This is a genomic window from Skermanella mucosa (genome assembly GCF_016765655.2).
In the GTDB taxonomy this organism is placed as follows: Bacteria; Pseudomonadota; Alphaproteobacteria; order Azospirillales; family Azospirillaceae; genus Skermanella; species Skermanella mucosa.
Window position 1 is genome coordinate 2,795,032 of the sequence record NZ_CP086106.1, and the last position, 14,068, is coordinate 2,809,099.

The window sequence follows — 14,068 nt, forward strand, 5'->3', positions numbered from 1 at the left end:
CCGGGAAGAGCTTCATGGCAGGCATGCCCGACTTTCATCCGGGCGTGCGGGAACAGGCTGGCCCCCGATGCATTTCACTATGTTGCCCCGATTGAACGAATGCTGGAGACTTTCGCGCCTATCGACCTAAATGACCGTATCGGCAAGCAAACGGCAGCCATCGAACAGAAGGAGGAACCAAGCCATGGCAGAACCAGCAATGAATCGTCGTGCCCTGCTCGGCACCGCAGCGGCCATGACCGCGGCTGCGGCGGCAGGCCCGCTTGTCGCCGGCAGTGCCCAGGCCCAGGGCGCACCGCCGCAGGCCAACGCCCAGCTTCCGGGAGCCTTCCGCTACAAGGTCGGGTCGTTCGAGGTGACATCCCTGTTCGACGGGTACGGCACCCGGCCCATGAACGACCAGTTCGTCGTCAATGCGCCGCTCGATCAGGTGCAGGAAGCTTTGAGGGACGCGTTCAGGCCGACCGACAGTCTCCGCATCACCTACACTCCGGCGGTTGTCCATACCGGCAGCCAGATCGTCCTGCTCGACGCCGGGTCCGGCGGCAAGCTGGGGCCGACCACCGGCATGATGAGTCGGAACATGGCCGCGGCCGGGATCGAGCCGGCCTCGATCACCACCCTGGTGATCTCCCATTTCCACGGCGACCACATCTCGGGGATCAAGGGCACCGACAACAGCCTCGCCTTTCCCAACGCCGAGATCCTGGTCCCGGAAGCGGAATGGGCCTATTGGATGGACGATGGCGAGATGAGCCGGGCGCCGGCCGGACGGAAGCCGGCTTTCGAACTGGTCCGCTCAACCTTCGGCGATCTCGGCGACCGGGTCCGGCGCTACAAATCCGACGAGGAGATCATCCCCGGTTTCACCGCCGTCGAGGCCCACGGCCATACGCCCGGCCATACCGCGCTCCAGATCTCGTCAGGCAACGAAACGGTCATGGCGCTGGCCGACACCACCAACGTCCCGTTCCTGTTCGTGCGGAACCCCGACTGGTCGGCGGTGTTTGACATGGATGCCGATATGGCCCGGGCGACGCGCCGAAGACTGCTCGACCGGATCGCGGCTGACCGCGTCCTGGCGTTCGGTTACCATTGGGGCCTGCCCAATGCCGGCCATATCCGCCGCGAAGGCTCGGGATACGAGTTCGCACCGCTGAATTACGTACAGACCCTCTGATCGACCCGGGTGACGGAACGGGAAAGGTAGGACTTCATGAAGCTAGACGGTTCATGCCGCTGCGGCGCGGTCAAGTTCTCCCTGAACTCCCCTACGCCTGTCCCCTTCATGTACTGCTATTGCTCGATCTGCCGGAAAAGCGCCGGCGGCGGCGGTTACGCCATCAATCTCGGCGGCGACGCCGACACCCTGGTGGTTCTTCAAGGCAAGGAGGAGATCGCGACGTGGCGGGCTCCGATGCAGGATCCCGAACACCCAGGCGAGACCAGCCTTGGCACCTCGCACCGGCGTTTCTGCGCCAAGTGCGGGTCCGCCCTGTGGGCGGAGGACCCGGCTTGGCCGGACCTGGTCCACCCCTTCGCGTCGGCGATCGACACCCCGCTGCCTGTGCCGCCGGAGCGGGTCCATATCATGCTGGATTTCAAGGCGCCGTGGGTGACGGTACCCTCGGGACCGGGCGAGGTTCATTTCGCCCGGTATCCCGACCTGTCGCTGGAGGACTGGCATCGGCGCCACGGCCTGCTCGACCGGTGAAGCGGCCGGAGCCCTGCGTCAGCCCTGGCTCCAAGGCAGGCCGGACCGCTTCCAGCCGGCGACGGTGCCCCGGTGGCCCTGCTCATCCTTCGGCCCTTCGAAGCCGTCTTCGATGTTGAAGACCTGGGTGTAACCGTGTTGGGCGGCCAGTTTCGCGGCGGCCGTGCTGCGCACGCCGGAACGGCAGAGGAAATAGACCTTGTCCTCCGGCTCCACTCCTTCCACCCGCAGTTTGTGGATGAAGTCAGCCTCCACCTCCATTCCTGGATACACCTGCCACTGGATCCTGACCGGCGCCTTGCCGATCGAGGACATGTCCGGCTGTCCGACGAACGACCATTCGGGCGTTGTCCGGACATCCACCAACTTGGCGGAGGGGTCGGTCTTCAGTGCCTCCCATACGTCCTTCGGCTGCACGTTCGGAATGTCTTCGCTCATTGTTCCAAGCTCTCCCTTCAGGTTCGTGACGGGCCGGCGCGCCGGCCCGTCACTCTCCGGACGCTCGGGCGGGCGGTCAAGGGCGCATCATGGCACGGCCGGATCGCAGGGACGTCTCCAGGCGGCGCGCCTCGCGCTCGGCCTGGGCGGGACTCTTGAAGATACGGCCATCCAGTGCCCGTGCCGCGGCATCGGACGCGAAGAAGCGATATCCGCCGTCCTGGAGGACGACGACTCCGACGGCGTTTCCGGCCGTCTCTATGATGAAGGCGGGTGCTGTAGACATACTCAACTCCGAGAAGCCGCTTCGAGCGCGGCAGCGGTCTAACAGCGGGATCAGGTTTACGTTCCGTTCCGAACTTTCCGGACGGCATGGATGTGCGAAAACGAACATGCCGCGCCTCGCCTCTCCTTGCCGTTCCCCGACCCGGGCGGCTAGAAGGTCAGGACCATGACGCCCCCGACCGCGACGCCAGCCCCATCCCCGCCCTCGCCCGGCATCCGTTTCGCCGCCACGCTGACCGAGGGGCGGCTCGTCCAGCGCTATAAGCGCTTCCTGGCGGACGTGGCCATGTCGGACGGCGCCGTGGTGACCGCCCATGTGCCGAACTCGGGCGCCATGCTCGGCCTAAACGCCCCAGGGTCCCGGGTCTGGCTGTCCCGGTCGGACAACCCGGCGCGGAAGCTGGCCTATACCCTGGAACTGGTCGAATCCGACGGCCACCTGATCGGCGTCAACACGGGCCATCCCAATGCGATCGCCGCTGCCGCCGTCCGCGCCGGCGCGATCCCGGAACTGGCCGGCTACCCGACGGTGCGGCGCGAGGTCAAGTACGGGCGCAACTCCCGGATCGACCTGCTGCTCGAGGCGGACGGCCGCCCGAACGCTTATGTCGAGGTCAAGAACGTCCATCTGCGCCGCCGGGACCGGTACGGCGGAACGGCCGCCGAATTCCCCGACTGCGTCACGGCGCGGGGCGCCAAGCACCTCCTCGAGCTTGCGGACATGGTTGCCTCGGGGTGCAGATCGGTCATGCTGTACCTTGTGCAACGCACGGATTGCGACCACTTCCGAGTCGCACATGACATCGACCCGGCCTACCATCGGGGTCTGGTCGACGCGAGGAATGCCGGTGTCGAGACCTTGTGCTATTCATGCACCGTCTCGCCGGAGGCGATCCTGCTGGAGCGGCCTCTCCCGGTGCATCTTGAACTTGCTTGAAACCCTACGGGACCAGAATGACTAGAGCTGAAGCGGCCCAGACCGACGACCTTGACTCCAACCGGATCCGTCTGCATGGGCCCGAGGATTTCGCAGGCATGCGCAAGGCCGGTCAGCTGGCCGCCGCGACGCTGGACTTCATCACGCCCCATGTGGTCCCCGGCGTCACCACGGGCGAGATCGACGGCCTGTGCGAGACCTTCATCCGCGACCACGGCGCGGTGCCGGCGCCGCTGGGTTACCGCGGGTATCCCAAGTCCACCTGCATCTCGATCAACCACGTGGTCTGCCACGGCATTCCCGGCGACAAGCGGCTGCGTGACGGCGACATCCTGAACATCGACATCACCGTCATCCTGGACGGCTGGTTCGGCGACACCAGCCGGATGTTCCTGGCCGGCGACGCCGTCAGCGTCAAGGCGCGCAAGCTGGTGGACGTCACCTACGATTCGCTGATGCTCGGCATCGCGGCGGTCAAGCCGGGCGCCACCCTGGGCGACATCGGATATGCGATCCAGAAGTACGCCGAGTCCCACCGGTTCTCGATCGTGCGCGACTTCTGCGGCCACGGCGTGGGCCGCGTTTTCCACGACGCGCCGTCCGTGCTGCATTTCGGGCAGCCCGGGCGCGGTACCGTGCTGCGCGAGGGCATGTTCTTTACGATCGAGCCGATGATCAACGCCGGCCGCTACGACGTGAAGATCCTGTCCGACGGCTGGACCGCGGTCACCAAGGACAAGAGCCTGTCGGCCCAGTTCGAGCATTCCATCGGCGTCACCAAGGACGGCTGCGAGATCTTTACGCTCTCGCCCGCCGGGTACACCAAGCCGCCCTACATCACCGGCTGACAACCGACACGCGACACGTCTATAGTCCTGCATTCCACTGCATGCAGAACTGTCGCGAGGATCGCGTGACCGACACAGAACCGGCCAGAACAGAAGGCGCCCTGGCGGCCGGTACCCTGGAGGACGCGGGGCCGGACCATCTCGGCCACCGCGATCGCCTGCGAACCCGTTTCCTGACGGCGGGCGCCGACGCGCTCCAGGACTACGAGTTGCTGGAGCTGCTGCTGTTCGCGGCGCTCCCCCGTCGCGACGTCAAGCCGCTCGCCAAAAGCCTCTTGCGCGCCTTCGGTGGCCTGTGGGGGGTGCTGAACGCTCCGCCGGAGGCGCTGCGCCGCCAGTTTCCCAAACTGACCGACGGCACCATCGCCGCGCTGACGGTGGTCGGCGCGGCCGCGCTCCGCATGACCCGGCAGGAGATCATGGACAAGCCGGTGCTCAGCACGTGGCAGCGCTTGCTCGACTATTGCCAGGGGACCATGGCGAACCTGCCGACGGAGCAGTTCCGCCTGCTGTTCCTGGACCGCAAGAACGTGCTGATCGCCGACGAAGTGCAGCAGCGCGGCACCGTGGACCATACGCCGGTCTATCCCCGCGAGGTGGTCAAGCGGGCGCTGGAACTGGGCGCGTCCGCAATCATCCTGGTCCACAACCACCCGAGCGGCGACCCCACGCCCAGCCGCGCCGACATCGAGATGACGAAGGAGATCGCCCGGGCTGCCGCGGCGCTCGGCATGCAGATCCACGATCATCTCGTGATCGGCAAGGGCAAGCACAGCAGCTTCAAGGCGATGGGGCTGCTCTGAGCCTTCAGGAGGCGTAGTCCGGCTCCTCCCGGTCGAGGATCCGCAGCAACGCCGCGAAGTGCCGGTCGGAATTGTCCTCGCCGGCGATCTGGAGCGCCACCTTGCGCGCCAAGTCGTCGGGCACCCGCTTCAGCGGCCGGCCGGTCGACATCGCGAGCACCTGGTTCCGGCAGGCCCGCTCCAGGTAATACATGGTGTCGAAGGCGAAGGCCACGCTGTGGCCGATCACCGTCACCCCGTGGTTCGCCATGAACATGACCTGGCGGTTGCCCAGCGCGCCGCAGATCCGGTCGCCCTCCTCCTCGTCCAGTGCCAGCCCGTTGTAATCGTCGTCGTAGGCGATACGGTCGTAGAAGCGCAGGGCATTCTGGTTCACCGGCTCCAGCCGTCCCCCTTCGAGCGAGGTCAGCGCGGTCGCATGGGGCATGTGGGTGTGCAGGATGCAGCGGGCCTGCGGAACGCCGCGGTGCAGCCTGGAATGGATGAAGAAGGCGGTCGGCTCGGGCGGCTCGCCGCCGCCCGCGACCGAGCCGTCCGGCTCGACCAGAAGCAGGTCGGACGCCCGGATCTCCGAGAAATGCATGCCGTGCGGGTTGACCAGGAAACGGTCCCCGGCGTCGCTGACCGCGACGCTGAAATGGTTGCACACGCCCTCATGGAAGCCGAGCCTCGCGGCCCAGCGGAAGGCTGCGGCCAGTTCCACGCGCAGGCGCTGGATTTCGTCGCTCTCCATGGATGTCTCTCCCCTCCCCGTTGTGCTGCCGCCCCTCCGGGGGTGCGGTCAATTCTCCCAGGCAGCAGTATTAGAGAAACCCCGCCCTGACCAACTCTGCTATAAGGCTTATCCATACACCTTTCGGCATAGCCACAAGGCCCCTGCATGAGCGAATTGGATTTCCGTGATGCCCGCGTGCTGATCATAGACGATCAGGAGATGAATATCGCGATGTTGTCGGGCATGCTGAAGAAGCACGGATTCCGCCAGCGTTTTTCGGCGAACGATCCGTTCGTCGGGATCGAGATGTTCCAGCGGATCGCTCCCCACCTCGTGCTGCTCGATATCGAGATGCCCGGCCTTGACGGCTATGGCGTGCTGGCCAGGATCCGCGCGATCAGTCCCGACGTGATGATCCCCGTGATCGTGCTGACCGCCCATACGGAACAGGCCGTGCGGCTCAAGGCGATCGACGCCGGGGCCAGCGATTTCCTGACCAAGCCGTTCGACGGGATGGAGGTCATCGGCCGGGCGCGGAACATGTCGATCCTGGGCATGATGTCGCGCCGCATCGCCGACGAGAACCGCCGTTTGGACGAGGCGGTGCGGGCGCGGACAGCCAAGCTGGAGCAGATGGTCGAGATCCTGCGCACCGCCGAATCGGCCCTGTCGGCGAAGGTCAGCGCCGCCGACGAGTCGACGACCCTGATGCGCAACCTGGCTTCCCGGGGCGCCCGCAGTTTCGCCGCCCTGGCCGATACCATCATGGAAACCAGCCTGGCCAATGCCGGCGAAACACCGGAATGGCTGGCGGTCAGCGGGATCGCCGAGCGGATCAAGCTGACCGCGGAGGAGATCGAACTGGTCGCCGATGCAGAGCGGCGCGACCTGACGGTGTCGCGCCAGCGCGTCGAGCTGAAGGGGGCCGTCAACGGAGCCATTGCCGCCGTCGCCGGAACCGCGGAAGCCCGCAAGGTCACCATCTCGGTGGACCTGGAATCGGCTCCGGCCGCCGTGATCACCGACAAGAGCTGGTTCGGCGTGTCGCTTCAGCGGGTGCTGGCCGAAGCGATAGACTGCACGCCCCCATCGGGCGCCGTGAAGGTGTCGTGGGATGGATCCGGCGGTCCGGGATGGCTGTCGGTCGCCGACGGCGGCTCTCCGGTCGTCCTGGCGCAGCCGCGGGAACTCGCGATGCCCTTCGACGTGAGACGGGTCCAGCCGGCGGCGCGGGACGCGCGCACCGGCCTCGGCCTCGCCATCGCCGCCGCCCTGAGCCAGATGATGGGTTCGGAACTGGAGATCGCAGGAACGAGCGAAGGCGCCGTCTACCGCATCAGGCTGACGCCGGAGTGATGCCGGACCTGCATATCGCGCCGCCTATAGTTTGTCCTTGAGATTTCCGGCGCCCTTCTGGATCTTGCCTTCGGCCTTATCTAGGCTTCCCTCATCCCTCAAGGCTTGGTTGCCGGTCAAATCCCCGATCTCCTTCTTGATGTCGCCTTTGATGTCTTTTGCCGCGCCGGCGATCTGGTCCCGATTCATGGTCCATTCCTTCGTTTCGTCGAATGAAGGCGAAACCCGCGATTGACCTTTTAGTTGCCGATGGCAGGAGAATCGATTCGGACTGCGCCCTATGGCGGATTCCCGTCGCGCCCGCTATGGTCGCCCCGTCGCCCGCTGCCCTGCCGCTGCCCTGAGAGATGAACGATGATTCCGCGCTACAGCCGCCCGGAAATGGCCCGTATCTGGGAGCCCGAGAACAAGTTCCGCATCTGGTTCGAGATCGAAGCACATGCCTGTGACGCCCAGGCCGAACTGGGCGTGATCCCCCGCTCCGCCGCCGAGGCCGTGTGGCAGAAGGGCAAGTTCGACATCGCCCGGATCGACGAAATCGAGCGCGAAACCAAGCACGACGTCATCGCCTTCCTGACGAACCTCGCGGAGTATGTCGGTCCGGACGCCCGCTTCGTGCACCAGGGCATGACTTCCTCCGATGTGCTGGACACCACCCTGGCGGTCCAGCTGGCCCAGGCTTCCGACCTGCTGCTGGCCGACCTGGATGCCCTGCTGTCTGCCTTGAAGCGCCGCGCGATCGAGCACAAGGATACGCCCACCATCGGCCGGAGCCACGGCATCCATGCCGAGCCGACGACATTCGGGCTGAAGCTGGCGGGACACTACGCCGCTTTCGCGCGCAACCGGGAACGGCTGGTCGCCGCCCGCGCGGAGATCGCGACCTGCGCCATTTCCGGCGCGGTGGGCACCTTCGCGAACATCGACCCCTTCGTCGAGAAGTACGTGGCGGACAAGATGGGGCTGGCGGTCGAACCGGTCTCCACCCAGGTCATCCCGCGCGACCGCCACGCCATGTTCTTCGCGACTCTTGGGGTGATCGCCTCCTCGATCGAGAACCTCGCGGTCGAAGTCCGCCATCTCCAGCGCACCGAGGTGCGGGAGGCGGAGGAGTATTTCTCGCCGGGCCAGAAGGGTTCCTCGGCGATGCCGCACAAGCGCAACCCCGTCCTGTCGGAGAACCTGACCGGGCTGGCGCGGCTGGTCCGCGCCGCCGTAACGCCGGCCCTGGAGAACGTGGCGCTCTGGCACGAGCGCGACATCTCCCATTCGTCCGTGGAGCGGGTGATGGGGCCCGACGCCACCATCGCGCTGGACTTCGCGCTGGGGCGCACGATCGGCATGATGGAGAAGCTGGTCGTCTATCCGGAGCGGATGCGCCGGAACCTGGACGACCTCGGCGGCCTCGTCTTCTCGCAGCGGGTGTTGCTGGCCCTGACCCAGGCAGGCATGAGCCGCGAGGGCGCCTATGTAGCCGTCCAGCGCAACGCCATGAAGGTGTGGGAGAGCGGCGGCAGTTTCCTGCAGAACCTGCAGGGCGACGCCGAGGTCGCGCAACACATCGATGCCGACGCGCTCGCCGCCCTGTTCAACATGGCCTACCACACCAAGCACGTGAACACGATCTTCAAGCGCGTGTTCGGCGAGTGATCGGCGTCGTCCGCCGCCGCCCGAGCTATTCGCGGCGGCGGATACCGCCCCTGAGGAGACCGGGCTTGCCGGACCGCCTTACTGGGTAGTGATCTGTTGGCGCGCGACCTGGAGCAGGTGTTCGGCTTCCTTCTCGACCCGGTGCCGGCTGATGTCGATGCCGTGCTGTTCCAGGTCGGTGCAGACCCGCCGGACGATGTCGGCGGAGCCGGCCTCCTCGAAATCGGCGTCGACGATGGCGCGGGCGTACGCGTCGGCCTCCGGCTTCTCGAACTTCATCTGCTCGGCCGCCCACAGGCCCAGCAGCTTCGCCCGGCGAACCTGGATCTTGAACAGCAACTCCTCGTCATGCTTGAACTTGTTCTCGAATGCTCTTTCGCGCTCTTCAAACGTGGTCATTCGACCTTCTCCCCAGTTGACTGGCACCAGGTGACTGGCATCGGTTGGCTCACTGCCCTGCCGGTGGCTGTTCCATCTCCTACATAATGGCAAAGCGGACGGACGACCATGTGCTCTATCGTCATTCTACGCCAGCCGGGCGCGACATTCCCGCTGATCATCGGCGGCAACCGCGACGAAATGGCAGGACGCCCCTGGAAACCGCCGTCACGCCACTGGCCCGACCGGCCCGACGTGCTGGGCGGCATCGACGAGCTGGCCGGTGGCAGCTGGCTTGCGCTGAACGATACCGGCGTGGTCGCGGTGGTGCTCAACCGCATGGGAACCCTGGGACCCGAACCGGGCAAGCGCAGCCGTGGCGAGCTGGTGCTCGATGCCCTCGACCACGCCGACGCGGCCGACGCCGCCGGAGCGCTGGTCCACCTCGATCCGGCGGCCTACCGGCCGTTCAACCTGGTCGTCGCCGACAACCGGGACGCCTTCTGGCTCACCCGGCGAGTTGACGGCACCCGTATCGAGATCGAGCGGATTCCCGAGGGGGTGTCGATGGTCACCGCCAACGACCTCAACGACGACTCGAGCCACCGGATCCGCTTCTACCGCCCCCTGTTCACCCATGCGTCGGCTCCCGACCCGGAGAAGGGCGACTGGAAGGCGTGGGAGGGACTGCTGGGCAGCCGGATCTGGGACGGCGACGCGGGACCGCGGGGCGCCATGTGCGTGGTCACCCCCACCGGATTCGGGACCACCAGCAGCGCTCTGCTGGCGCTGCCGGCGGCCGACCATCCGGAAATCAAGCCGGTCTTCCGGTTCTGTCCGGGACGACCGGACGAGACCCCTTGGGAGGAGGTCGATCTCTCCTGACCATCCATTTCGACCGGTTGCCGGTGCAAGCCGCACGCGGAGGCTCCGCACGCCGCCTCCATTGTGCTAAAGGTAGTTGCTTGCTATATCAGCAACCATATTACCTGGACCGGTCCGTACAATCCGGTCCTGCCACTTCCGGAAGCCCATCATGACGCGACGCAGGCGGATCTACGAGGGCAAGGCCAAGGTTCTGTTCGAGGGACCGGAGCCTGGCACTCTGGTTCAGTATTTCAAGGACGACGCGACCGCCTTCAATAACCAGAAGCGAGGCATCATCACGGGCAAGGGGGTCCTGAACAACCGGATCTCGGAATACCTGATGACCAAGCTGGGGGAGATCGGCGTTCCCACGCATTTCGTGCGGCGCCTCAACATGCGCGAGCAGCTGGTCCGCGAGGTCGAGATCATTCCGATCGAGCTGGTGGTCCGCAACGTCGCCGCGGGCTCCCTGTCCAAGCGTTTCGGAATTCCGGAAGGCACTCAGCTCCCACGCTCGATCATGGAGTATTATTACAAGTCGGACGAACTGAACGATCCCATGGTGTCGGAAGAGCATATCACCGCGTTCGGCTGGGCGACGCCCCAGGACCTGGACGACATGATGGCGCTGTCCCTGCGGATCAACGATTATCTCTCCGGCCTGTTCCTGGGCATCGGCCTGAAGCTGGTCGACTTCAAGGTCGAGTTCGGGCGCCTTTGGGAAAACGACGAGATGCGGATCGTGCTGGCCGACGAGATCAGCCCCGACAATTGCCGGCTGTGGGACGTCAAGACCAACATGAAGCTGGACAAGGATCGCTTCCGCGAAGACCTTGGCCGGGTCGAGGAGGCGTACCAGGAAGTGGCGCGCCGGCTGGGCATCCTGCCGGAGGGCGGACCGGGCGATTTCAACACACCGAAGCTGATGCAGTAGCGGCTCACGCGTTCTCGAAGGCAGATCGATCATGAAGGCAAATGTTCACGTCACCCTGAAGCGTGGCGTTCTCGACCCCCAGGGCAAGGCGATCGGCCATGCGTTGCAGTCCCTGGGCTTCGATGGTGTGGACGAGGTCCGGCAGGGCAAGTTCATCGAGCTGGATCTGGCGGAGACCGACCCGGAAGCCGCCCGAAAGGCGGTCGAGGCCATGTGCCAGAAGCTTCTGGCGAACACCGTGATCGAGGATTACCGCATCGACCTCGTCGGTTGACCTCCCACGAGGCCGCGGTAGGGTCCCTGCTCTCCCGGGACCCTTTGTTCCACCGGTGTCTGGAGGCCGGTGGACCGCTGGCCGAACCCGTCCCCCGGACTCCCGCCGGCTTTCCAGGGTTGCTGCGCATCATCCTGGAGCAGCAGGTCTCGACCCTGGCGGCCGAGGCCATGTGGCGCAAGCTGTGCGCCGCAGCCGGCCCGCTGACGCCCGACGCTGTGCTGGCGCTGCCTGACGACACCCTGAAGGCCTGCGGCTTCAGCCGCCAGAAGATGATCTATGCCCGCGGCTTGGCCGACGAGGTGGCCTCCGGCCGGCTCGACATGGATGCGGTCGACCGGATGCCCGACGACGCAGCGCTGGAGGCGCTGGTCCGGGTGAAAGGCATCGGCCGCTGGAGCGCCGAGATCTACCTGCTGCTCGTGCTGTGCCGGCCCGATATCTGGCCGGTGGACGACCTTGCCGTCGCCGTGGGACTGCAATGGCTGCTCGGCCGCGATGCTCGCCCGCCGCGCGACGAATTGGTGGCGCTCGGCGATCCCTGGCGCCCCTACCGCAGCACCGCCGCCCGCCTGGTATGGCATTACTATCTCGCGGAGGCGCCTGGGCGCCGGCGTCTCGCGCGCGGTTCAGCGGCACTGGCACCCGACCGCATTTCTCCTAAATAGCAGCGGGTGTCTGCGCGGGACAATAGCCAGGGAGGAACAAGATGATCGGCTCCACCACCCGGAACATCCGACGCTGGGCAATCGGCGCCATAGCGCTTTCGGCTTCCATCACCCTGGCGCTCCCGGCCGGCGCCGCCCCGCGCGACTACCGGATCGATCCGGAGCACGCCTCGTTCGGCTTCCTCGTCTCCCACATCGGCTATGCCGACGTGCTCGGCATGTTCAGGGACGTCGCCGGGACCTTCCGCTTCGACGAGGAGACCCAGGCCATCTCGGACGTCAAGGTGACGGTCAAGACCGCGAGCGTCTTCACCAATCATGACAAGCGCGACGAACATCTGCGCAAGGAAGACTTCTTCTGGGCCGACCGGCACCCGGAGATGACCTTCATCATGACGTCGGCGCAGAAGACCGGGGAGCGTGCCGGCAAGATGACCGGGGACCTCACCCTGCGCGGAGTGACCCGGCCGGTAACCTTCGATGTCGTCCTGAACAAGGTCGGTGAGTATCCCTTCGGAGGAGGTCTGTTCGGCAGACCGAACTACGTTGCCGGGGTATCCGCCCGCGGCACCATTCGACGGAGCGAATGGGGCATGGTGTACGGGACGGACAACGGCTGGGTCGGTGACGACGTGCAGTTGATCATAGAATTCGAGGGCATCCGGCAGAACTAGAGCGGCACCCGATCGGCTTGACCCGGCCGGAAGCGTCGGGTCGATGCGTTGGGCCGCGGCCCAACGCATCGGAACGATCTTGAACGGCAGGCTCGGCGCGAATGAGCAGGCGGCACCGTCGCGTGTAATTCAATCACAGAAGTTAATGTTATCTTAAGTATTGCGTGGGCGTGCCAGTTTTGGATGTGTAGATGCGATACCTGTTGACGCTCCCAGACCTTCGTTTATGCTAACGACCAAGGGTGAATCCCGCTCTGGCTGCCATAGTCCAGTATCGGCGGTACCGCTGGGCGGGTTCTTCGCTTATGCAGCACAAGAATAATCAGTCAGACAGAAACTTGATGTAGGGAGGATGAACATGAAAACCGAAGAGAACACGGTTTCGCGCCGCAAGTTTCTGCGCACCGGCGCCATCGGTGCGGGTGCCGCCGCCGGAGCGCTTGCCGCTCCCGCCGTCGTGACGGCCCAGTCCCCGGTCGTACTCAAGATGCAGACCTCCTGGCCGTCCTCGGACATCTTCCAGGACATGGCGAAGCAGTATGTCGAACGCGTCGAGGCCATGTCCGGCGGACGTCTCAAGATCGACCTGCTGCCCGCCGGCGCCGTGGTCGGCGCCTTCCAGGTCCAGGATGCCTGCCACGACGGCATCATCGACGCGGCACATACCGTCCCCGTCTATTGGTACGGCAAGCACAAGGCCGCGTCCCTGTTCGGCACCGGTCCCGTCTGGGGCGGCAGTGCCTCCAACCTGCTGGCCTGGATCCACAAGGGCGGCGGGCAGGAGTTCTACCGGGAACTGACCCAGGACATCCTCGGGCTCAACGTCGTGGGTTTCTTCGGCTTTCCGATGCCGGCCCAGCCGCTCGGCTGGTTCAAGAAGGAGATCACCGGAGCCGGTGACGTCAATGGCCTGAAGTACCGGACGGTCGGCCTGGCCGCCGACCTGATGCAGGCGATGGGCATGCGGGTGACCCAGCTCCCCGGCGGCGAGATCGTCCCGGCGATGGAGCGCGGCGTCATCGACGCGTTCGAGTTCAACAATCCGACCTCCGACATGCGGTTCGGCGCCCAGGACGTGGCCAAGAACTACCTGCTGTCGTCGTACCATCAGGCCAGCGAGTCGTTCGAGTTCATCTTCAACAAGGACCGCTTCGAGCGGCTGGACAAGGACCTCCAGGCCATCCTTCGGTACGCGGTCGAGTCCGCGAGCACGGCCAACACCGCCCTCGCCCTGGACCAGTACTCCGCCGACCTGCAGAAGCTGCAGAAGGAGTCGGGCGTCAAGGTAGTCCGCACCCCGTCCGACGTCCTCGCCAAGCAGCTGGAGGCTTGGGACAAGCTCATCCCGCAGCTGGAAGGCGACGCCTTCATGAAGCGCGTCATGGACAGCCAGCGTGCCTGGACCGAACGCACCGTGTTCTATCAGCTGATGAACGACCCCGACTACAAGCTGGCCTTCAACCATTACTTCCCGAGCAAGATGGCCCTCTGAGCGGCAAGGCCCCGGGTTTTGACGCCGGCGCGGTC

Annotated in this window: 18 protein-coding genes; 13 read left to right on the top strand and 5 right to left on the bottom strand. The window is 65.6% G+C overall.

The window, feature by feature from the left end; translation table 11 throughout:
* Positions 1 to 184 precede the first annotated feature (184 nt).
* A complete protein-coding gene (locus JL100_RS12725) occupies positions 185 to 1,180 on the top strand; it encodes an MBL fold metallo-hydrolase (RefSeq protein ID WP_202679503.1) in 996 nt (331 codons plus the stop codon).
* 36 nt (positions 1,181 to 1,216) lie between these two features.
* On the top strand, positions 1,217 to 1,714 hold the full coding sequence (locus JL100_RS12730) for a GFA family protein (RefSeq protein WP_202679502.1): 498 nt from the start codon (positions 1,217 to 1,219) through the stop codon (positions 1,712 to 1,714).
* 18 nt (positions 1,715 to 1,732) lie between these two features.
* Here the strand turns inward: JL100_RS12730 and JL100_RS12735 are convergent, their stop codons facing one another.
* Positions 1,733 to 2,152 carry a rhodanese-like domain-containing protein gene (locus tag JL100_RS12735; protein ID WP_202679501.1) on the bottom strand — a complete coding sequence of 140 codons (420 nt, stop codon included), beginning with the start codon at positions 2,150 to 2,152 and terminating at the stop codon, positions 1,733 to 1,735.
* Between the two features lie 76 nt (positions 2,153 to 2,228).
* On the bottom strand, positions 2,229 to 2,438 hold the full coding sequence (locus JL100_RS12740; protein ID WP_202679500.1) for a hypothetical protein: 210 nt from the start codon (positions 2,436 to 2,438) through the stop codon (positions 2,229 to 2,231).
* A gap of 213 nt (positions 2,439 to 2,651) precedes the next feature.
* Between JL100_RS12740 and sfsA the strand changes: the two genes are divergently transcribed.
* The 3 genes from sfsA to radC all read left to right on the top strand — a co-directional run bounded on the left by sfsA (position 2,652) and on the right by radC (position 5,025).
* Positions 2,652 to 3,374: a DNA/RNA nuclease SfsA gene (gene sfsA / locus JL100_RS12745; protein WP_202679870.1), complete on the top strand. Its 723-nt coding sequence runs from the start codon at positions 2,652 to 2,654 to the stop codon at positions 3,372 to 3,374.
* A gap of 17 nt (positions 3,375 to 3,391) precedes the next feature.
* Positions 3,392 to 4,222: a type I methionyl aminopeptidase gene (map, locus tag JL100_RS12750; protein WP_202679499.1), complete on the top strand. Its 831-nt coding sequence runs from the start codon at positions 3,392 to 3,394 to the stop codon at positions 4,220 to 4,222.
* A gap of 65 nt (positions 4,223 to 4,287) precedes the next feature.
* On the top strand, positions 4,288 to 5,025 hold the full coding sequence (radC, locus tag JL100_RS12755; protein ID WP_228421226.1) for a RadC family protein: 738 nt from the start codon (positions 4,288 to 4,290) through the stop codon (positions 5,023 to 5,025).
* A 4-nt stretch (positions 5,026 to 5,029) separates the two neighbouring features.
* Here radC and JL100_RS12760 read toward each other — a convergent pair whose 3' ends face one another.
* Entirely contained in the window at positions 5,030 to 5,758 is a 729-nt protein-coding gene (locus JL100_RS12760) for an aldolase (protein ID WP_202679497.1), read from the bottom strand.
* Positions 5,759 to 5,905: 147 nt separating this feature from the next.
* On the opposite strand from JL100_RS12760, the gene JL100_RS12765 reads away from it, so the two are divergent.
* Positions 5,906 to 7,096 (top strand): hybrid sensor histidine kinase/response regulator, encoded by a 1,191-nt coding sequence (locus tag JL100_RS12765; protein ID WP_202679496.1) that lies wholly within the window; start codon positions 5,906 to 5,908, stop codon positions 7,094 to 7,096.
* Between the two features lie 24 nt (positions 7,097 to 7,120).
* On the opposite strand, the gene JL100_RS12770 is transcribed toward JL100_RS12765, so the two are convergent.
* Positions 7,121 to 7,285, bottom strand: a complete 165-nt coding sequence (locus JL100_RS12770; RefSeq protein WP_202679495.1) for a CsbD family protein — start codon at positions 7,283 to 7,285, stop codon at positions 7,121 to 7,123.
* Between the two features lie 165 nt (positions 7,286 to 7,450).
* Between JL100_RS12770 and purB the strand changes: the two genes are divergently transcribed.
* The gene (gene purB, locus JL100_RS12775) at positions 7,451 to 8,746 is read left to right on the top strand and encodes an adenylosuccinate lyase (RefSeq protein ID WP_202679494.1); all 1,296 of its coding nucleotides are present in this window, start codon (positions 7,451 to 7,453) and stop codon (positions 8,744 to 8,746) included.
* Between the two features lie 78 nt (positions 8,747 to 8,824).
* On the opposite strand, the gene JL100_RS12780 is transcribed toward purB, so the two are convergent.
* On the bottom strand, positions 8,825 to 9,145 hold the full coding sequence (locus JL100_RS12780; RefSeq protein WP_202679493.1) for a DUF1476 domain-containing protein: 321 nt from the start codon (positions 9,143 to 9,145) through the stop codon (positions 8,825 to 8,827).
* A gap of 108 nt (positions 9,146 to 9,253) precedes the next feature.
* Here JL100_RS12780 and JL100_RS12785 point away from each other — a divergent pair, with 108 nt between their 5' ends.
* From JL100_RS12785 to JL100_RS12810, 6 genes are all read left to right on the top strand, one after another.
* The gene (locus tag JL100_RS12785; protein ID WP_202679492.1) at positions 9,254 to 10,009 is read left to right on the top strand and encodes an NRDE family protein; all 756 of its coding nucleotides are present in this window, start codon (positions 9,254 to 9,256) and stop codon (positions 10,007 to 10,009) included.
* A 151-nt stretch (positions 10,010 to 10,160) separates the two neighbouring features.
* On the top strand, positions 10,161 to 10,925 hold the full coding sequence (gene purC, locus JL100_RS12790) for a phosphoribosylaminoimidazolesuccinocarboxamide synthase (protein WP_158045432.1): 765 nt from the start codon (positions 10,161 to 10,163) through the stop codon (positions 10,923 to 10,925).
* Positions 10,926 to 10,956: 31 nt separating this feature from the next.
* Positions 10,957 to 11,199: a phosphoribosylformylglycinamidine synthase subunit PurS gene (gene purS, locus JL100_RS12795; RefSeq protein ID WP_201080229.1), complete on the top strand. Its 243-nt coding sequence runs from the start codon at positions 10,957 to 10,959 to the stop codon at positions 11,197 to 11,199.
* 44 nt (positions 11,200 to 11,243) lie between these two features.
* Positions 11,244 to 11,867 carry a DNA-3-methyladenine glycosylase family protein gene (locus JL100_RS12800; protein WP_228421227.1) on the top strand — a complete coding sequence of 208 codons (624 nt, stop codon included), beginning with the start codon at positions 11,244 to 11,246 and terminating at the stop codon, positions 11,865 to 11,867.
* 41 nt (positions 11,868 to 11,908) lie between these two features.
* Positions 11,909 to 12,541, top strand: a complete 633-nt coding sequence (locus JL100_RS12805) for a YceI family protein (protein WP_202679490.1) — start codon at positions 11,909 to 11,911, stop codon at positions 12,539 to 12,541.
* A gap of 358 nt (positions 12,542 to 12,899) precedes the next feature.
* Positions 12,900 to 14,033: a TRAP transporter substrate-binding protein gene (locus tag JL100_RS12810; protein ID WP_202679489.1), complete on the top strand. Its 1,134-nt coding sequence runs from the start codon at positions 12,900 to 12,902 to the stop codon at positions 14,031 to 14,033.
* Positions 14,034 to 14,068: the final 35 nt, after the last annotated feature.